The organism is Halorubrum lacusprofundi ATCC 49239, assembly GCF_000022205.1.
Taxonomy (GTDB): domain Archaea; phylum Halobacteriota; class Halobacteria; order Halobacteriales; family Haloferacaceae; genus Halorubrum; species Halorubrum lacusprofundi.
The window spans coordinates 209,208-227,653 of record NC_012029.1; the positions used below are offsets into that span (position 1 = coordinate 209,208).

Sequence of the window (18,446 nt, forward strand, 5' to 3'; positions counted from 1 at the left end):
TCTTCGTCTGGCTACAGCAGCAGTCCGGCACCGAGGAAAGCGACGAGGTACGTCGCGGCCGCGGTCGGGAGCGCGATTCCAACCCGATAGGCGACGAGGGTCCGGTCGAACCCGCGTTCGAGTCCTGTCGCTAACGCAGTGAGCAGCGCCGCGAGGATCAACACGTACGCGCCGACGATCTGTCCGAGCACGGGCACCGAGAGTGCGCTGGCGCTGTCCGATTTTGCACCCGCCCCGCTCGTCGTTCCGCTCGCTTCGGCACCGACTGTGCCCGGGTCACCGACACCACCGGCACCGCCGAGCGCGTCTGCGCCGGCCGTCGCTCCGGCGCCGAGTCCCCCAGCGTCGACCGCGTCGATTCCGGTGGCCAACGCGACTGTCGCCCCGCCGACGAGCGGCGCGAACACCGCCGCGGTGTTCGTCAGCGTTCCCGTCACGGTCGCGAGCTGTCGTCGCGCATCGTTTTCGAGCTCGCGCAGCTCCTCCAACTGGTCGGCGAGTTCGAGCAGCACGTCGCCCGCGGGACGCCCCTCACGCCCGGCGACGGCGAGCAGCGCGACCGCGCCTTGCACCCGCGGCGACGGAACCGGAACCGCCGGACCGCCCCGGCCGAGGAACGCCTCCCGAACGTCGACGCGGAGCGTGTCGCTCCGCCGTCCAGCGCGCTCGAACAGCTCCCCAGTGGCGCCGTCGAGTCGTTCGCCGGCGTTCGCAATTGCGGTCTCGACGGCGACGCCCTCGGCCACGTCGCCGCCGATCACCGTCATCGCGTCTGGGAGGGAGCGCTCGACGGCACGGACGTTCGACAGCACCGCTCTGCGGCGGTGAACGGCAACGAACAGCGCGACGCCGGCTCCGACGCCGACCCCTGCGACCGGAGCGGCCCATCCGGAGACGAACCGCGCTGTAACGACGGCGGCGATGGCTCCGGTTCCCAATCCGGCGACCGCGGCGTGAGTTCCTCTCTCCGGGACATCCGGGTGGTCTTCGTCGATACTCGGGGGCGCGAACGCGACCGGGCGACGGGAGAGCAGCCATGCCGACGCCGCGAGCAGTCCCGCCGGCAGCACGCCGAGGTACAGCGCCGCGACGACGCCGGGACCGATTGGGACGCCCGTCGCGGCAGCCGCCGGAAGGAGAGCAATGAGCGCAAGGGGAAGCAACACCCCGAACGCGTACAGCGCCGAGACGGGGCTGCGGACTTCCCCGACGAAGGCGGCAAGTCGGTCCGTCGTTCCGGAAATTGTTGCATCGAGCGCGCGGTCCAGACACCGCCCTCGACGCTCGGGCGGCGCTGATGCCGCCGTTCGGACGAGCGCCGCTGCCCGATCGATGGCCGGAAACCACGGCTGCCACTCGCGGGCGAACGCCCGGAGCCCGCTGGTCGGTCCATCGGTGTTCGCTCGCTCGTGGCGCGCGAGGCCGTCGGCCAGCGGTCCGTCGCCAGTCCGTGCGGCGAATCGAACGGCACGCTCCGTCGACGGGTCCAACCGCATTCGCAACACGAGCCGTCCGACGAGTCCGGGCGCGGCCCCGAGCGCTCTGGTCCGCCGGAGCGAGGCAAGCCACACTGGGCCCCGATGGGCGATGTGCGTGGCTCCGAGACCGCCCGCCAGTCCGGACAACAAGCCGGGAACGGGTCCAGAGACGAACGCGACGACGACGGCGCAGGTGAGACCGACTCCCACGCCGGCCCAATATCCCGTTTCGATCACACGCGCGCTCGTCGCCTCCCATCCGAGGAACGCGATCGCTCGACGGAGCTCGGCCGACCCCTCACCGTCGTCCGTCGCACTGCGTCGCGCAGCGCCGTCGAGATCGCTATCCGGACCAGTCATTGGTTGCCACCGCCGAGGCTGTCCGTCCTCTGCCAGCCGTCGCCGTCGCGGCCGACGTAGCGCTCCGGCGTGATCCGGCCGGTTCTCGCTGCCTCACCGATTCTCTCTCCCCGCCGATCGACGGCGTCGCGGACGGATGCGTACGATTCGTCGGTCTCTGCGAGCGACTCGACGAGCCGGCTCTCCCCGCGATCGATCCGGCCGGTAGAGACCAACCCTGATCCGGTTCGCTCGAACAGCGGCTCGAACGAGGCCTCGCCGTCGTGACCGACGACCTCGGCGATCGTCTCGACGCGATGATCGTCGAGCACAACGATCAGATCGGTCGCAGCGAACGAGGATGGGGAGACGCCGAGATCGGTAACGACCCGCTCTCGGACCGCGGCGGGGTCCTCGCCGTGGATCGTCCCGAGGACCGCCTCGCCGGCCGCGCCGACGCGCATCGCCTCGTACAACGCCGCTGCCTCCTCGCCGCGGACCTCGCCGACGACGATCGCACCACCGCCGAGCCGGAGGGCAGTTCGCACCGCCTCGCTCGGTGACGGCTCTGCGCCGTCACCCACTCGGAGCCGCTGGGTGTCGCGCCCGGCCGCAGTCACCGCGGCGGCCGGCAGCTCCGGCGTATCCTCGATCAATATCGATCGCGTCTCGGCTGGCAGCTCCCAGAGGAGGGACCCAAGCGCGGTCGTCTTCCCCGCGCCGCGGCCGCCGGCCACGAGTCCAGTCACGCCTCGCTTGACGGCCACGGAAAGGAGCCCAGCGGCCGCGGGCGTGATCGTCCCTCCATCCACGAGCCGCGCGAGGGTCCACGCGTCCGGGTCACCGCGGCGGAACGTAAACGAGAGGCCGTCGCTGGCGGGGGCCGTCGTCGCTGCGACCCGAACTCGACCGGCTTCGGCCTCGATCGTCGCGTCGAGCGTGGGACTTGCTCGGGAGAACCCTCGCCCGCTCGTCCGCCGAAGGCGGGACGCCAACGTCGCCGCCCCCTCCGGCGGCAGCCTGACGTTGGTGCGACACCGCTCCCCGTCGACGACCACCCGAAGCGGATTCTCGGCGACGGGCGCCGACAGCGTCGCGTCGCTCACGCGGTCGTCAGCGAACACGTGCTCGAACGCGCCGTATCCGCGCGTGTGTCGTCGAAGCACGTCGACCAGTGTCGAGACGGGGTCACCGGCCGACGCGATCGACCGCACCGCTCGCCCTGGTGCCCTGTCGCCGCCGGTTGGGTCATCGAGCAGTCGGTCTTTGGCGTCGGCGAGCCGCTCGACGGCCTCGTCGTCGAGCCGGGCCGAGGGGGGCGTGAGGTGGTACGTCCGAAGCGGTCCCGCTCCCTCGTACAGTCGCACGGTCGCGCCGGTATCGATCTCCCATCGGTCGACGAGCGCCGCATCCGGCGGCGGCGCCGACGCGATGCGCGTGGCCGCGATCGTCGGACCGGCGTGCGCTCGCAACACGTCGCCGGTCTCCTCAGCGCTAGCGACGGTCTCGGCCAGTCCGGTCTCCGCGGCGATCCGCTTCGGTGGTCCCTCGCGGCCGCTCGCCTCCCGCGCTGCCTCGATAGGCTCTCGGGTCACGCGCTCCGCGAGCCGCGTCTCGTGGAACTCGATCTGCTCTCGGAACCGCCCGGCGGCGATCAGGCACGCCGCGGCCCGCCCGGCATAGGTTCGCTCTCGGCCCGCGTGGTGCGTCCGGATCACGTCGGCGTCGCGCTCCGTCAGCGTCTCCACGACCGTCGCGAGGCAGGCGGGGCTCGCCGCGAGGTCGCCGCGCCCGGGGCAGTCGTCGGCGTCCACTGAAAGGACCACTCGGTCGTCAACACCGGTCCCGACTGGCTCTCTGAACGATGGATCGCACTGACAGCTATCTGTGTCGCCGTCGAGCCACGGGAGCGAGCGCAGCGACGTGTCGTCGCCACCGAGCCGCGACAGCGAAGGGAGATCGAAGCTCATGGCGGGCGTGCCCGCCGTATCGTATATAAATCCTCACTCGATCCGCGTGATCCGGACGATCGGGCCGCCGTCGTCGACGAGGCGGAGGTCCAGACGACTCTCGCCGCGCGTTCGGAGCGCAATCGGCCCGTCGACGACCTCGACGGTCGCGGTCACTGCGTCGGAGACGATCGGGACAGTCCGGTCGCGGCCCCCGTCGATCCGATACCGGAGCGCGGCGCCGGACTCGTTTCCAGACTGTTCCGTCTCGACGAGCGCGAGGCGGCCGATCCGCGCCGCGGTGACGCCGGCCGGCGCTCGGATGGTCACCGTCGTCCGGGCTGCGAGCGACGGATCTGAGACGCTCATCGACCCGGAGACGAGCCCGCCGATCGCTCGCTCGACGCGGTCCGATTCGGTTCCGAGCCGATCGTCGGTCGTGCTGACGCGGGCGTCCTCCAGCGCCGGCATCGAGGCCGCGAGGAGCGCAACCGCGACGAGGACCGTGAGGACGACGCGGATCACTGGCTCGTCCTCACGGTACGAAGGCGTTTACAGTGAGTCACGGAGCCGATCCAGCGCGCCGGCGCGCCACGAGTCGTCCGCTCGATCGCCGTCCGCTTCGCCGGGGTCGACTGCCGACGTGGACGCCGCTCCCGTCCCGTTCTCTCGCTGTCGCTCTGACGGAACGGCGGCGTCGAGGGCGGTCTCACTCGGCACGACGCCGTCGAGTGTATCGTCGTTCGCGCCCGTGTTGTCGTCCGCAGTCGTTCCACTACCGGCGATCGAGTCATCGCCCGCGGTCGTGTCATCGTCAGTGAGCGTGCCCTCGTTTTCGACTGCCTTCTCGCCCGCACCGTGGTTCTCGCTCGCTCTGGCGAGCGCGAGGTCGGCGCGGCGCTCGACCGCTTGGTTCACCGCCCGGATCGATCCGACGTACCCCCTGATCGCCTGCGTCGCCGCCTCCAGCTCCTCGACGCGCGCTTCGAGGTCGTCGAGCCGTGTCGACAGCTCCTCACGCTCCGCGGTCGCGGCCGCTCCGTCGCCGATGTCTGCGACGGCGTCGTCGGTCCCGGTAAGCGCCCGCTCGACTGCGCGAAGCCGTTCTTCGACCCGGTCGTCGCTCGACTCGGTGTTCGGATCGACGCTCGGCTCAGCGCTCGGCTCGGTATCTGAACCGGCGACTGTGCTCCGATTTTTGCCGGCGAGCGAGGTCTGATCGGGCCCGGAACGCTCCGTGCCCCCTCTCGCTGCTGATACGCCTCGACGACCATCGCCCGTCGTCTCCGGTGGCTCCCCGGCGTCGGCGAACGCCCGGTCGCGATCGTGAGTGTCGTCGGTCACGCGGCCGACTGGCCGCGGTTCCCTACTTAAAACTCGGGGGAAAAGGTATTACGACCGGTCGGTGAGCATACGATCATGAAAGCGGTCCTCCTCGGCGTCGGACAGGCGGGTGGGAAGCTCACGACAGCACTCGCTGAGTTCGACGCCGACGCCGGCTACGGCGCGGTGCTCGACGCGCTCGCGGTGAACACGGCATCGGCGGATCTGGAGCCGCTCCCGCTCGACACGGTCCTCGTCGGCCAGTCGCGGGTGAACGGTCACGGCGTCGGCGGCGACAACGAACTCGGTGCCGAGGTGATGGAGGAGGACTCCGTCGAGGTGCTGGACGCGCTCGCATCGAAGGTGAACGCCGACGCGGAGGCGCTGTTCGTGGTCGCGGGGCTCGGCGGCGGCACCGGCTCCGGCGGCGCGCCGGTGCTCGTCCGTGAACTGAGCCGCGTGTACGACGTCCCGGTGTATGCGCTCGGCGTCCTCCCCGGCCGCGACGAGGGGGAGATGTATCAGGTGAACGCCGGCCGGTCGCTGAAGACGCTCGTCCGTGAGGCCGACGCGACGATCCTGCTCGACAACGACGCGTGGCGCTCCTCGGGTGAGTCGGTCGAGGGCGGCTACGCGGCGATCAACGCCTCAATGGCGAAGCGAGTCGGACTCCTGCTCGCGGCCGGTGAGTCGGTCGATGGGGTCGCCGAGTCGGTCATCGACACCAGCGAGGTGATAAACACGCTGCGCGCCGGCGGTATGGCCGCGGTCGGTTTCTCGTCCGCGCCCGCCGCCGAAGACGCCGAAGAGAACGTTACGACCGTGATGAGCGCGGTTCGGAGCGCGGTGATGACCGGAATGTCGCTTCCGAACGCGACTGACGCGGACGCCGCCTTAGTCGCTATCGCGGGTGATCCCGACCGAATCTCTCGGAAGGGAGCCGAAAAGGCGCGCAAGTGGTTACAGGAGGAGACCGGGTCGATGCAGGTGCGCGGCGGCGACTTCCCGCTCGACTCCGACCGGGTGGCCGCCTTGGTTCTCCTCGGAGGCGTCGAGCGCTCGCGCCGCGTCGAGAAATTCCTCGAACGCGCGCGACAGGCGGTGAGAGACGAGCCGGAGGAACAGCCCGATCCCGCCGAGGCGTTCCAGAACGACGAGCTTGACGACTTGCTGTAGTCTCGGTTCCCGATCCGAACTTCGGCAAGACAGGTTCCGCACCTTTTTGGTTCCGCCCGGTGGAGTCGATTCCGATGAACAACCCGTGGGACGACTGGGACCACGTGCTGAAGGTCGATCCCGATAAGGAGCTGCACGGGAACGAGACCTTCGAGGACGTCTGCCGGACCGGAACTGACGCGATCGAAATCGGCGGGACCCTCGACGTCACCGCGGAGAAGATGAGCCGCGTCGTCGACGCCGCCGCCGAGTACGACGTGCCGCTCTATCAGGAGCCATCGAATCCGGGTGTCGTTATCGACTCGCCCGCCCTCGACGGCTACCTGATCCCGACCGTGTTCAACGCCGGCGGCCCGTTCTGGATCACCGGCGCGCACAAAGAGTGGGTCCGCATCGACGACCTCGACTGGGACCGGACGAACACCGAGGCGTACATCGTGATGAACCCCGAGGCGTCGGTCGCTCAGCTGACTGAGGCCAACTGTGACCTCAGCGCCGACGACGTGGAAGCCTATGCGAAGGTGGCAGAGCGCATGTTCGGCCAAGAGATCGTCTACGTCGAGTACTCCGGCATGTTCGGCGACACGGAGAAGGTCGCCGCCGCTCACGACGCGCTTGATGAGGCCGCCCTCTTTTACGGCGGCGGGATCCACGGCTACGAGTCGGCCAACGAGATGGCCGCCCACAGCGACGTTATCGTCGTCGGCGACCTGCTCCACGACGAGGGCGTCGACGCGGTCCGTGAGACGGTGAAGGGCGCGAAGGACGCGAAGGACGCAAAAGACGCCTGAGTCGGGTGGTTTCGGGACGGATTCGACTCCGCGTCAGTATCCGTCCACCATGTTCTCGACGTACTTTGCGATCACGTCCACTTCGAGGTGAATCGGGTCGCCGACCGACTTCTCCGAGAGCGTCGTCAGCTCGTAGGTCGTCGGGATGATCGCGACGTCGAACTCGTCGGTCCGCTTCTCCGCGACTGTCAGCGAGATGCCGTCGAGCGTCACGGACCCCTTGTCGACGAGGTAGTCACCGTGACCTTCGGGGATCGAGAAGGTGAACCGCCAGTCCTCACCGACGCGCTCGATCGCCGTCACCTCGGCGACGGTGTCGACGTGGCCCTGCACGACGTGGCCGTCGAATCGCCCGTCGGCGGGCATCGCGCGCTCGACGTTGACCGCGTCGCCCGCGCCGATCTCGCCGAGGTACGTCTTCGCGACCGTCTCGCTCGCGAGAAACACCTCGAACCAGTCGTCGCCGTCCGCGTTGTCGGTACCGGTGTCGTACTCTTCCACGGTCAGGCAGACGCCGCTGACGCTTATCGACTGGCCGTGATGCAGGTCGTCGAACCCGTCGACGGCGATCCGGAGGCGGAGCCCGTCCTCGGTCTCGGTCCGATCGCGGACGGTTCCGGTGTCCTCGACGATGCCGGTGAACATATCGGAACTGGACGCGGGCGACACATATCGGTTCGGTGTTCGCTTGGGATCGGCCCGGAGTCGCGCTCCGCGACGCCGCGCCCCTTTTGACCCCCGGGAGCCAACTCGGTCCCAATGAGGCTCGGACTGACCGACATGATCGGGCTGGCGGCGTCGCTGATATTCGCCCTCCCGCTCGCGAACTACGCGATCGTCCGGTTGTTCGCCGGCGAGGTCGCGCTCGGCGTCGGCCTACTCGCCGTCGCCGCCGCGATGGTCGTGCTCCCCCAGTACTTTCTCGACCCGGGACGGATCCTGCGGGGACTGCTCACGGGACTGCTTCCCCGGCAGCTCCGCGAACTCATTATGCCCGATACTGTTGAGACGGGACCGGACAATGCGGGTTCTGTCGAGGGCTCGTCGACCGAAGACGAGGCAACCGACGCGACGCACGAGGACGCGACCGCGGTCGAGAAGTGAGCGTCGGCGGCGGTCGGGTGTGAGATCTCTTTCTCCATTCACTCGCGCTCGTTCGGCACGATCCCGAACGGGTACTCGGCCAGCACCTCGTACCCGTCTTCGGTGACGACGACGAGGTCCCCCAGTCTGACACCGCCGACGTCCGGGTCGTAGACGCCGGGCTCGACCGTGACGACGTGGCCCGGTCGCAGTTCGCCCGCACCCGACAGCGACGGCGACTCGTGGAGGCTCACTCCCACGCCGTGGCCGGCGCCGTGAGTGAACCCGGCCTCGCCCTCCCCCGCGTTCGGGTCGAACCCGTACGCGGCCAGCTCGGCGGCGGCCTCGCCGTGGACGGTCTTAGTCGGGACGCCCGGCTCGATCTCGGCGAGCGCGGCCTCTCGGGCCGACTCGACCGCGAGGTACGCCCGACGCTCCCAGCCGCCGTCGCCGTCGACGACGAACGTCCGGGTCAGGTCGCCGCGGTACCCGTCGGGCCCGCGCGGCGAGATGTCGATCAGCACCGTCTCGCCCGGCCGGATCGGGTCGTCGCCGACGTAGTGGAGGTCGGCCGCCGACGGGCCGGCGCCGATCGCGGTGTCGCCGGCGTCGCGGACGCCGCGGTCGGCGAGCGTCGCGTTCACCGCTCGCCGCAGCCGCTCGGTCGTCAGGGGGGCGCCCTCCCAGCGGAGGGCGGGCCTGCGTTCTGTGTCGGTATCCTCGACGGATTCCACCTCGACGACTTCGCTTTCAGCCAACATGGTCTCCGCGCGTGCCATCCCCGCGACCGCCGCGCACTGGACGCGGCGGAGCCGGTCGATCTCGGCGTCGGTCTTCCGCGCTCGCGCCCTCGCGACCGCGTTGGTCGACGCGAGCGCGTTGCCGGCGCGTTCCAGGTACACCGCCGCGTCGTGCGGGATCGACGGGGGGACGAGCAGGGTGGGTTCGCTGTCCTCGCCGCCGAGCAGGTCGCGAATGACCGCCGCCGCGCGCTCGCCAGCGTGGTTGCCGACGCGCTCGGTCCGTACCTCGCGAGCGACGCCGTCGTGGAAACCGCCGTCGTCGGCACTTCGACTGCGCGCGCTCGCGACGAACTCACGTTCGGCCTGTTCGCGGAACAGCGACGGGGCACAGCAGACGGCGCGGCCCCCGGCGTCGTCGGCCGGAACGATCACCAGCGCGTACGCTCGGTCCGGCCCGGAAAAGCGCGTGAGGTACCGAAGGTCGTCGTCGAACCGATCGCCGACCGTGACGAACGCGTCGGCGTCCGCGGCCGCGACCGCCTCGACGATCGGGGTGAGATCGGTGCGGAGCGGGAGACGATCGCGCGAATCGGCGTCGTCGCTCCCGTCGTTCACGGCTCGGGTTCGGGGACGGCCAGCTCTGCCTGCACCTCATCGACGAGCTCCTGTGCGGGCTCGTCGCGGAGTTCGTTAAAGAGCAGGACGCTGATCGGGAGCGTCGGCGCCCCACTGATGAGGCTCTCCATGATCACGAGCCGCTCGCGGGCGCGGGACATCCCGACGTAGAAGACCCGGCGCTCGTTGTCGGTGAGGACGGGGACCGGGCTCGTGGTCTTCGTGAACTCCTCGATGCCGTCCACGTCGGTCGGGTCGTCGATGGAGGCGGCCATCTGCTCGACCACCTTCTCGGTGAGATCCGTCGCGACGAACACGTGATCGGCCTCGCGGCCCTTCGCGGAGTGGATAGTGCCGACGCGGACGCGGGTCGGGTCCGCCCCCTCGTAGTCGCCGCCGAAGTACGCGCCCATCGACTTCCGCTGGAAGCTCGTCACCTTCCGGACCATGTCGTCGGCGCTGTTCGCGTCGGGCATGAACGGGATGTGGGCGTCGAGCTCGTCGGTCGTCACCTCGATGAGCGAGATGTCGTCGGCGTCGGCCGCCTCCTCGCGGTCGTCGAGGAAGTCGTAGAACTCGTCGCGCTCGTGGGTGCCGAACGCCGAGTCCTGCAGCATGTCCGCGAGCCGCCGGGCTTCCAGTCCGTTCACGGGATCGCCCGCGTCGGACTTCTCGATGGCGCTGACGTAGTCCTGCACGCGGTCCGTCCACATCCGGCCGTCGGTCAGCATCGTGAACGGGATCCCGTGGTCGATGAACTCGTCGATGAAGTCGAACATCTGGTAGCGCGCGCGGAACAGACACATCACGCTGCCCTCGTCGTCATCGACGGTGTACCGGACGTTCCGGACGAGTTCGAGCATCGACGGCGACTGGATCGCTTCGACGCTGCCGCCCTCCTTGCGGGGGTGGAGGTCCTTCTCCTGCCGCTTGTCGATGTGACGGATCTCGGCGTTGACGACGTTGAGGATCTCGGAGGGCAGCCGGTAGGAGTTCGGGAGGACCACGTCCTCGTCGACGTCGGTGTCCAAGAGGAGGTCGGGGTCGGCGCCCTGCCACGCGTAGACGACCTGGTCGTCGTCGCCGGCGATGAGCACCTTCCGCATGTGCGGTTCCCACTCCTCGAAGACGTTGTACTGCAGCGTCGTGATGTCCTGAAACTCGTCGATGATCAGGTAGTCGACGTTCGGCACCAGCGAGCGCTGCGCGACGCGTTCGAGCATGTCCGCGAAGCCGACCAGATCGTTGTCGCCCTTGTAGCCGCGCCACGCGCGGATCGTCTCGGGGATGTCGATCCGCTCGTCGTCGGAGGGCCACGTCGGGGTGTACTTGTTCCCTTCCTGAGCGTTGGGGTCCTCCTCGGGCGGGAGCCGAACCTCCTCGACGTCCCACTGGAAGGGCACGTCGTACCAGTCGGACACGTCACGCTCGGTGCGCTGGAGCCACTGCGAGGTGGCGATGATCTTGTTACCGATCGTCGTCGACCGCGCGGTCCGCCGCCCGGCGCCGCCGTGCTGGTCCTCGAATTCGATGCCGTACTCCTCGCAGAACTCCTCTTTGTCGTCCTCGCCGACCACGTCGCCGCGCGACAGATCGAGCAGCTCGTACGCCTTCGCGTGCATGGTACAGACGTTCCCCTGGAGGCTGCGCGGGGAGATGTCGAGCCGCTCTGCGAGTCGTTCGCGGATCTCGGCGGCGGCTGCGCGCGTGTACGAGACGACGAGCACGTCACGGACGTCGGCGTCCCCGTCGTCGAGGATCCCCTCGACGCGGTCCAGGAGCGCCGTGGTCTTCCCGCTGCCCGGACCGCCGAACAGTCGCGTCACCGTGGGATCGGTCATTGTCTACTCCAGACTCCGACTCTCCTTAAACGCCGTGGCTCGGGGCGTTCCGGAGAGGGCGCCCTGTCGGGTCGTCCCTGTGTCTGCCGTTGGGTCCTCGACATATTCGCCGTCGGATTGGCGTCGCGCTCGCGCCGTCGGATTGGCGTCGCGTTCAGTTACTTCGGGTCGCGCGTGCTTCCCGAACGTCGGCACCGTCGCGAACGAGGTCCTCGCAGGCGGGGCAGACCCGAGGCCGGTCGACCTCGTTCGGGGTGAACACCCGAACGTAGTCGGTCGTGACGAACGAACCGCAGTTCTGGCAGGTCGGCATACTCGTCACTATCGATTGATACTACATAATACTGCCGCCGACTTACGCCGAAAGAAAACCGCTAACCGGCCGTGCGACGCCGTCGTCGTCAGGTCGGGCGCCAGTCGCAGACGTCACACCGTGCGGTTCCTTCGGGATGTAGCGCACCGCACTCCGGACACTGGAGCTTGTTATAGGATCGGTCCCAGCGTACAATCTCCGTCTCGTGGCCGCGGTCGGACAGGAACTCGTCGAACACGTCGTCGTCCGCGCTGGGTGCACTACTAGACATGCATGTTAGTGAATGCCACTCAGGTATAAATATCTTATTGCGACTCTCTCAATCTGCGAAAACGCCGACAAACAATTGGGTTTCGCCGGGAGACGTTCCGAGCCGCTCCGAGTGCGTGCTCTCCGACACTATCGATTTCGTCGTCGATGGCTCTCCCTTCACCGCCGACGGCCCTTTCAGCGCCGGACGTGTGGGGACCGGTATGCCGACCGTCAGCGACACCTACATCGAGAACCGTCAGCGGGTCCAGCCGACCCACACCAACAACTACGAGTCGGCTCACGGGGGCAACGTCGTCAAGTGGATGGACGAAATCGGCGCGATGTCGGCGATGCGCGCCGCCGGCGAGACGTGCGTCACGGCCAAGATCAACGGGCTCGACTTCAAGCGGCCGGTGCCACAGGGCGACACCTGCATCGTCGAGTCGTACGTGTACGCGGTCGGACGAACGAGCCTCCGCACGCGGATCCGCGCGTACCGCGAGTCCCCTCGGACCGGCGAGCGCGAGTTGACGACCGAGTCGTACTTCGTGTTCGTCTCCGTCGACGCCGACGGGACCCCGACGCCGGTGCCGGAGCTGACGGTGGAGGGGGACCGCTGCCGGGAGCTCCGCGACGCCGCGCTCGCTGCCGAGCCCGACGAGGAGCGCTGAGGTCAGTAATCCTCGAGTCCCCGAATCTCGCCCGCGGGGGCGAGCCCGCGCCGCGACACGTCGAGTCCGACGCTGCCGGCCGTGAGGTTCGCGAGGGTCCGCGCGCCGTCGCCGCAGCCGACGTCGAGGACGGCCGGGTCGGACGGAAATCCGGCGAGCAGATCATCGATCGGCGCGGCGTCGGAGCCGTTGGGATCGTGACGGGCGACGTACGTCGTCGCCACGTCGTCCACGCGCGCCGCACCTCGTTGCGGTCTATAGTCCGATTGGGGGCGCGAATGGCACGACTTCTCGGACGGGTTGGTGGCCGCAAAAAATGCCGTCGCGAAAAAACGGTGGTGGTACCTTCAGAAGGTCCCCGGAACCACCACGTAGGCGAGAATCAGTGTGAGGAGACCGGTTGCAACCCCGTAGTACAGCACCGGTATCAGCTCCAGCCGGATGACGCGCCCTTCCTCACCGATGAGGCCGACAACAGTGAGCGCGGCGACGACGTTGTGGATAGCGATGAGGTTACCGATTGCGCCACCGACCGCCTGTGCGGCGACCACAATTTGGGTCGGGGCGCCGATCTGCTGGGCCGCCTCGAACTGAAAGAGGCCGAACAGGATGTCGCTGACCGTGTTCGAACCGGCGATGAACGCGCCGAACGCGCCGATGAAGGGCGAGAAGAACGGGAACAGCTGGCCAGTGAGGTTCGCCGTGGATTGGGACAGCAACTGCAGCATGCCCAGATCGACGGCTGCGGCGTTGTTGATCACGATGTCGGCACCGGTCTTTTGCATGACCATCACCGTCGCCACGGCGAACCACAGCGCGATGACCGCCGGAATGATGTTCGTGATGGCTTCTGCCCACGAGTCTCTGATCCCCTCGGAGTCCATGCCGTGGAGCCCGTACGTCACGACCGCGACCAGCACGAACAGCGATCCCGGGAGGTAGAATATCTCGATACCTTCAGAGAACGGCGTTCCGAGGATGTTGTTCCACGTGATGACGCCGGTCGACGACAGGAACCCCTGCACGGGTCCGATGACTCGAGTCACGATCAGTAGGGCCGCAACGAGGATGTAGGGAGCCCACGCCATACCGAGGGACATGTCTTGACTGTGCATCTCCTCGAAGCGGCTCGTGCCGCCGTCGGCCGCGACCTTCTGGCCGGTGTCGGAGGTGCCCATGCCCGTTCCGGGCTCGATTTTGCCGATCCAGTGGTCCGGCCACTGCTCCTGCGGTCCGAAGTCCCACTCCTCTTCCGGGAGGAAGTAGCCCGCACGCAGCGTCGAGCCGACGACGAGTAGACCGACCATCGCACCCAGCAGTCCCGGGAACGTCGGCCCGAGGAAGTACGCCGTCAGGAGGTACGGAATCACGAAGGAGGCCCACGCGAACAGCGTGAGCGGAATCACTTCGATGGCGGGCTTGAGCGAGCGCTCCTCACCGAAGAAGCGAGTCATCATCGCCACGCCGATGAACGGAATCGCGATGCCCACGATGGCGTGAATGACGGCTGCCCAGACTCCGATCTGGGCCACGTAGGCGCCGACACTCTCATAGCCGCCGTTCTGGACGACGGCGTACGCTGCCGTGCCGGTCTCTGTCGGGTCCTGCCCGAAGACGACGTCTTCGAACCCGATAATAAGCGGTGTCCCGACTGCACCGAAGGTGATTGCGAGGATGTTCCCGGTTAGGGCGACCACCACCGCAGCCAGCGGCGGGAAGCCGAGTCCGACCAGTAGCGGGCCGACGATTGCGGCCGGCGTCCCGAACCCGGCTGCCCCCTCGATGAACGAGCCCATGAGGAACACGAGGAGGATGACCTGCACGCGTCTGTCATCGCTGATCGAGGAAAAGCCCGCGTTGATGACTTCGAACGCGCCCGACTGCTTGAGTGTGTACAGCAGCAGTATTGCACCGAAGACGATGACGAGGATTCGCGTCGCCGTCAACGCCCCACGGATAGAAGCCGCCGCGATCAATGTCGGAGACATCTGCCAGCCGACGTACGCGGCCACGGCCGCGATGGCCCACGCGATGGGCATTGTGATCGTCGCCGGCTGGTAGAGGAGGACCATGATGATCGCGATCGCTGCGAGCGGCAACAGCGCCAGCAGTATGAGCATCGGGTCAGCCACGGTAACCACCTCCTACCGTCAGAGTGGAGTTGTCATTTACACTCGTAACACCCCGAAGGCCCACCCGCCTGTGGACCCGTGTCGTGAATTTGCCACGAAGTGGCATGAGGGAATTGTTGATATATCATTATTTAAATCTACTGGGAATATTCATGACATTTCTTGCCAGTCGTCCTCGGAGCCACAGCGGTCGACGGGCTCAAACCTATTCTTGACAGACTACACACATCGAATAGAGAGGGAGGACACACGTCATGTTCGACAGAGAGGATAACGGTTGTGTCAACGACGCGTCGACGCTCGCGACGGTCGGCCTCCTCGGACAGGAGGGACGGGTGATGCGGCTGAACATGATCCCGCTCCTGTACTACTCGACCGGTGTCGGCCTGCTGTGTCTGCTGTGTCTGCTGTTCGGCTACGTGCTGTTCTCCGGCGTGTTCTGAACACGGGAACGGTACGGCGGTGCGGCCTTTTTATCGCCGCCGATCGCGATCCGAGAGCGGTGCTGTCGCCGGACACATTCAAACCCGATCAGTAAGAGCGTCGCGAGCGCCGCGACGCTGCCTCAGTCGTCGGCGGGCGACGGGCTCGCGGCCTCGGCGGCGCCCGCGTCGGCGACGGCGTCGGATGCGGCCCCGGTCACCGCCTCGGCGACCTTCTCGATCGGGTGCGGTGGGTTCTCCGCGCCGTCACGGTCTCCCAGCTGCGAGCGGCAGGAGGCGCCCGGCGCGGTCACCGTCTCGCCGCCGCTCTCCTCGACCTGATCGAAGAGGATCCGGCCGATCGCCTTCGAGATGTCGTAGTGTTCCGACTCGTAGCCGAACGAGCCGGCCATCCCGCAACACGAGGAGTCGAGCGGGTCCACGTCGTAGCCGGCCCGGCGGAGTACCCCGACCGCGTGGTGGTCCTTGTTCGTCGCCTTCTGGTTGCAGTGGCCGTGATACGTGAGCGACTCCGCAGGCGCATCGAACGCCAACTGCTCGTCGACGCGGCCGGCGTCGAGGTACTCTAAGACGCCGTACGCGGCGGCCGACACCGCCTCAACATCGTCGCCGTCGAGGAGATCGAGGTACTCATCCTGGAACATCACCGCGTCCGAGGGCTCGACGAAGACGACTGACTGCCCGTCGCGGACGCGGGGCGCGAGCGCCGCCACGTTGGTTGCCGCGCGCTCGCGGGCGTCGTTGAGGAAGCCGGTCGAGAACGCCGCCCGGCCCGAGGGCGCCAGATCGTCCGGTACTTCCACGCGGACGCCGGCCGCCTCAAGCACCTCGACGGCGGCCTTGCCCGCCGCCGGGTAGCTGTAGTTGGTGTACGTGTCGGGGAACAGCGCGACCGTGTCGACCGCCTCGGCGGGGTCGATCGTCGATCCGCCGCGGGACGCGAACCACTCCTCGAAGCTCTCGGAGCGGAACGTCGGCAGCTCGCGGTCCGGGGCGATCCCCGCGACCGCGTCCATCACCGCGCGAGCGCCGGGAATCTTCGTCGCCGCGTTCGACACCGGTGCGAGCGCGCTCCCGATCGCTGAGAAGCGGTCGATGTCCCGGAAGATCCGCTCGCGGAGCCCGGAGCCCTCCTCCTCGTGGTGCTCGTGTTTCACCTCGGCTTTGAGCTTCGCGAGGTCGACGCCGGTCGGGCAGTCGCTCTTACAGCCCTTACAGCCGACGCAGAGTCCGAGCACCTCCTCTTGGAACCGGTCGGAATGGATCTCGTCGTCGTCGAGCTCGCCGCTGATGGCGGCCCGAAGCATGTTCGCCCGGCCGCGGGTCGCTTGGATCTCCTCCTCGGAGGCGCGGTAGGTCGGACACATCACGCCGGAGTCGACTTCCCGGCAGGTGCCACAGCCGTTACACAGCTCGACGAGATGGGAGAACCCGCCCTCCTCTGAGAAGTCCAGCGTCGTCTGCGGCTCGATCGACTGATAGGCAGGACCGTACCGGAGGTTCTCGCGCATGTCCGTGTCAGCGGCGGTGTCGGGGTAGCCGCGCTCGTCGGCGGTCTCGCCGTCGACGTAGACGACCTTCCCCGGGTTCATCCGCCACTCGGAATCGAACGTCGATTTGAGCTCCTGGAACGCGCTCCAGAGCGCCTCGCCGTACATCTTCGGGTTGAACTCGGTGCGGGCGAGCCCGTCGCCGTGCTCGCCCGAGAAGGCGCCGTGGTGTTCCAAGACGAGGTCGGTGACGTCCTCGGAGATGGAGTGCATCTTCTCGACGCCTTCCTCCTCTTTCAGCGAGAGGATGGGTCGAATGTGAAGGGTGCCGCTGCCGGCGTGCGCGAAGTAGGCGGCCGAGGTGTCGTGGTCGGTGAGCACCTCCTCGAACTGCCCGACGTACTCCGCGAGTTCCTCGGGCGGCACCGTCGCGTCTTCGATGAACGGGTACGGTTTCGGGTCGCCCTGCATGCTCATCAGTAGCGGGATGGCCGCCTTCCGGAGCTTCCAGAGGTCTTCTTGGTCCTCGGGAGTGTACGCCTCCAGCACGTCGAAGGCGTCGCCTTCCTCGACGAAGTGGGCGTTCGTGTCGGCGATCGCCGCCTCGAAGTCGTCGACGAGCTCCGAGTCCCACTCCAGCATGAGCGCCGCGGTAGCGCGGTCCGGAATCGGCTCGGCGTACTGCGCGAACTCCTGAGAGCCCGCAGCGAGGTCGAACACCTCGTCGTCCATCAGCTCGACCGCGCTCACCGGGAACTCCAAGGCTTCCGGGACCGCCTTCATCGCGTCGACCAGCGAGTCGAAGGTGTACAGCGCGAGCGCCGTCTCCTCGGGGCGGCTGACGAGCGACACCTCGGCCTCGACGATCGTTCCGAGCGTCCCCTCGGCGCCGACGAACAGCTTCGAGAGGTTGATCACGTCCTCGCCGTCGTCGTTCTCGTAGATGACCTTGTGGAGATTGTACCCGGAGACGGAGCGCTTGAGGTTCGGGTACTTCTCGTCGATCTCGGCTTCGTTCTCCTCGACGAGCTTTCGGGTGGTCTCGTAGAGAGCGGCCTCCCGATCGTTCTTCGAGACGATCTCCTCGTACTCCGGCGAGTCGAGGACGACCTCGCGGGTGTGGATCAGCGAGCCGTCCGCGAGGACGACCTGCAACTCCTCCGTGTACGCGTCGGTGATCCCGTACCGCACCGAGTGCGCACCGGTGGAGTTGTTGCCGATGCCGCCAACGACGGTCGCCCGCGCCGAGGAGGCCGGGTCGGGCGCGAACTTCAAGCCGTCCTCGGTCAGTCGGTCGTCGAGCTGGTCCTGGACGACTCCGGGCTGGACCACCGCTCGACGATCGTCGGGCCGGACCTCCTGAATCTCGTCCATGTGCGTCGAGAAGTCGAGCACGACACACCCTGGCCCGACGGTCTGTCCCCCGAGCGAGGAGCCCGCACCCCGCGGGATGACGGGAACCCCGTGGTCGGCCGCGACACGCATCGTTGCCTGCACGTCCGCGACCGAGCGCGGCGTCACGACGCCGGCCGGTCGCGCCTGATAAATACTGCCGTCGGTGGCGTACAGCACCTGCGCGTACTCGTCGAACTGAACCTCGCCGTCGACGCGCTCGCGGAGATCCTCCGCGAGCGCTCGATAGGCCGGCACGTCCGGTCGCTCGTGACCGAGCGCGGCCGCCGACGTATCCAAGCCGGGCGTGTTATCTCCTCGCGTGGGCTCGCTTGCCATGCTAATACTCGGGGGAGAAAGGCGAATAAAACCTTTGTTAATGACAGTCTCACGGGCGGCCACGAGTTGCCCGCTT

The 18,446-nt window shown here is 67.8% G+C and carries 16 protein-coding genes and 1 pseudogene; 5 read left to right on the plus strand and 12 right to left on the minus strand.

What is annotated here, in order from left to right:
• Positions 1-11: 11 nt before the first annotated feature.
• The 4 genes from HLAC_RS00970 to HLAC_RS00985 are packed head-to-tail and all read right to left on the minus strand — an operon-like array spanning position 12 to position 5,110.
• On the minus strand, positions 12-1,838 hold the full coding sequence (locus tag HLAC_RS00970) for a type II secretion system F family protein (RefSeq protein WP_012659441.1): 1,827 nt from the start codon (positions 1,836-1,838) through the stop codon (positions 12-14).
• The gene (locus tag HLAC_RS00975) at positions 1,835-3,787 is read right to left on the minus strand and encodes an ATPase, T2SS/T4P/T4SS family (RefSeq protein WP_012659442.1); all 1,953 of its coding nucleotides are present in this window, start codon (positions 3,785-3,787) and stop codon (positions 1,835-1,837) included. Before HLAC_RS00975 ends, HLAC_RS00970 begins: the two co-directional genes overlap by 4 nt.
• Positions 3,788-3,820: 33 nt before the next feature.
• Positions 3,821-4,291: a DUF7311 family protein gene (locus HLAC_RS00980; RefSeq protein ID WP_012659443.1), complete on the minus strand. Its 471-nt coding sequence runs from the start codon at positions 4,289-4,291 to the stop codon at positions 3,821-3,823.
• Positions 4,292-4,318: 27 nt separating this feature from the next.
• Positions 4,319-5,110 carry a DUF7310 family coiled-coil domain-containing protein gene (locus tag HLAC_RS00985; RefSeq protein ID WP_012659444.1) on the minus strand — a complete coding sequence of 264 codons (792 nt, stop codon included), beginning with the start codon at positions 5,108-5,110 and terminating at the stop codon, positions 4,319-4,321.
• Positions 5,111-5,185: 75 nt separating this feature from the next.
• Between HLAC_RS00985 and HLAC_RS00990 the strand changes: the two genes are divergently transcribed.
• Both HLAC_RS00990 and HLAC_RS00995 read left to right on the plus strand, forming a co-directional pair.
• Entirely contained in the window at positions 5,186-6,265 is a 1,080-nt protein-coding gene (locus HLAC_RS00990; RefSeq protein ID WP_012659445.1) for a tubulin/FtsZ family protein, read from the plus strand.
• Between the two features lie 74 nt (positions 6,266-6,339).
• Entirely contained in the window at positions 6,340-7,056 is a 717-nt protein-coding gene (locus HLAC_RS00995; protein ID WP_012659446.1) for a phosphoglycerol geranylgeranyltransferase, read from the plus strand.
• 33 nt (positions 7,057-7,089) lie between these two features.
• Here the strand turns inward: HLAC_RS00995 and HLAC_RS01000 are convergent, their stop codons facing one another.
• Entirely contained in the window at positions 7,090-7,701 is a 612-nt protein-coding gene (locus tag HLAC_RS01000; protein ID WP_012659447.1) for a riboflavin synthase, read from the minus strand.
• A gap of 114 nt (positions 7,702-7,815) precedes the next feature.
• On the opposite strand from HLAC_RS01000, the gene HLAC_RS01005 reads away from it, so the two are divergent.
• Positions 7,816-8,160: a DUF7533 family protein gene (locus HLAC_RS01005; RefSeq protein WP_012659448.1), complete on the plus strand. Its 345-nt coding sequence runs from the start codon at positions 7,816-7,818 to the stop codon at positions 8,158-8,160.
• Positions 8,161-8,198: 38 nt separating this feature from the next.
• On the opposite strand, the gene HLAC_RS01010 is transcribed toward HLAC_RS01005, so the two are convergent.
• From HLAC_RS01010 to HLAC_RS01020, 4 genes are all read right to left on the minus strand, one after another.
• A complete protein-coding gene (locus HLAC_RS01010; protein WP_012659449.1) occupies positions 8,199-9,497 on the minus strand; it encodes a M24 family metallopeptidase in 1,299 nt (432 codons plus the stop codon).
• On the minus strand, positions 9,494-11,338 hold the full coding sequence (locus HLAC_RS01015) for a UvrD-helicase domain-containing protein (protein ID WP_012659450.1): 1,845 nt from the start codon (positions 11,336-11,338) through the stop codon (positions 9,494-9,496). The genes HLAC_RS01010 and HLAC_RS01015 overlap by 4 nt, the downstream gene beginning before the upstream one ends.
• A 154-nt stretch (positions 11,339-11,492) precedes the next feature.
• Positions 11,493-11,651 (minus strand): DUF7563 family protein, encoded by a 159-nt coding sequence (locus tag HLAC_RS19140; protein WP_008002314.1) that lies wholly within the window; start codon positions 11,649-11,651, stop codon positions 11,493-11,495.
• Between the two features lie 88 nt (positions 11,652-11,739).
• Positions 11,740-11,922 (minus strand): HVO_0416 family zinc finger protein, encoded by a 183-nt coding sequence (locus HLAC_RS01020; protein ID WP_012659451.1) that lies wholly within the window; start codon positions 11,920-11,922, stop codon positions 11,740-11,742.
• Between the two features lie 202 nt (positions 11,923-12,124).
• Between HLAC_RS01020 and HLAC_RS01025 the strand changes: the two genes are divergently transcribed.
• Positions 12,125-12,574: an acyl-CoA thioesterase gene (locus HLAC_RS01025; RefSeq protein ID WP_049933619.1), complete on the plus strand. Its 450-nt coding sequence runs from the start codon at positions 12,125-12,127 to the stop codon at positions 12,572-12,574.
• A gap of 26 nt (positions 12,575-12,600) precedes the next feature.
• Here HLAC_RS01025 and HLAC_RS01030 read toward each other — a convergent pair.
• Positions 12,601-12,833 (minus strand): annotated as a pseudogene (locus HLAC_RS01030) (class I SAM-dependent methyltransferase); the annotation flags it as partial.
• A gap of 88 nt (positions 12,834-12,921) precedes the next feature.
• Positions 12,922-14,694, minus strand: coding sequence for an L-lactate permease (locus HLAC_RS01035; RefSeq protein WP_012659454.1), 1,773 nt, complete (start codon positions 14,692-14,694; stop codon positions 12,922-12,924).
• A gap of 266 nt (positions 14,695-14,960) precedes the next feature.
• Here HLAC_RS01035 and HLAC_RS01040 point away from each other — a divergent pair, with 266 nt between their 5' ends.
• A complete protein-coding gene (locus tag HLAC_RS01040; protein WP_012659455.1) occupies positions 14,961-15,149 on the plus strand; it encodes a hypothetical protein in 189 nt (62 codons plus the stop codon).
• A gap of 122 nt (positions 15,150-15,271) precedes the next feature.
• Here the strand turns inward: HLAC_RS01040 and HLAC_RS01045 are convergent, their stop codons facing one another.
• On the minus strand, positions 15,272-18,370 hold the full coding sequence (locus tag HLAC_RS01045) for an FAD-binding and (Fe-S)-binding domain-containing protein (protein ID WP_012659456.1): 3,099 nt from the start codon (positions 18,368-18,370) through the stop codon (positions 15,272-15,274).
• Between the last annotated feature and the right edge of the window lie 76 nt (positions 18,371-18,446).

Coding starts and splice junctions, on each gene's coding strand:
- HLAC_RS00970 (WP_012659441.1), bottom strand. CDS start 1,838: ATGACTGGTCCGGATAGCGATCTCGACGGCGCTGCGCGACGCAGTGCG.
- HLAC_RS00975 (WP_012659442.1), bottom strand. CDS start 3,787: ATGAGCTTCGATCTCCCTTCGCTGTCGCGGCTCGGTGGCGACGACACG.
- HLAC_RS00990 (WP_012659445.1), top strand. CDS start 5,186: ATGAAAGCGGTCCTCCTCGGCGTCGGACAGGCGGGTGGGAAGCTCACG.
- HLAC_RS00995 (WP_012659446.1), top strand. CDS start 6,340: ATGAACAACCCGTGGGACGACTGGGACCACGTGCTGAAGGTCGATCCC.
- HLAC_RS01000 (WP_012659447.1), bottom strand. CDS start 7,701: ATGTTCACCGGCATCGTCGAGGACACCGGAACCGTCCGCGATCGGACC.
- HLAC_RS01005 (WP_012659448.1), top strand. CDS start 7,816: ATGAGGCTCGGACTGACCGACATGATCGGGCTGGCGGCGTCGCTGATA.
- HLAC_RS01015 (WP_012659450.1), bottom strand. CDS start 11,338: ATGACCGATCCCACGGTGACGCGACTGTTCGGCGGTCCGGGCAGCGGG.
- HLAC_RS19140 (WP_008002314.1), bottom strand. CDS start 11,651: ATGCCGACCTGCCAGAACTGCGGTTCGTTCGTCACGACCGACTACGTT.
- HLAC_RS01020 (WP_012659451.1), bottom strand. CDS start 11,922: ATGTCTAGTAGTGCACCCAGCGCGGACGACGACGTGTTCGACGAGTTC.
- HLAC_RS01025 (WP_049933619.1), top strand. CDS start 12,125: ATGCCGACCGTCAGCGACACCTACATCGAGAACCGTCAGCGGGTCCAG.
- HLAC_RS01035 (WP_012659454.1), bottom strand. CDS start 14,694: ATGCTCATACTGCTGGCGCTGTTGCCGCTCGCAGCGATCGCGATCATC.
- HLAC_RS01040 (WP_012659455.1), top strand. CDS start 14,961: ATGTTCGACAGAGAGGATAACGGTTGTGTCAACGACGCGTCGACGCTC.
- HLAC_RS01045 (WP_012659456.1), bottom strand. CDS start 18,370: ATGGCAAGCGAGCCCACGCGAGGAGATAACACGCCCGGCTTGGATACG.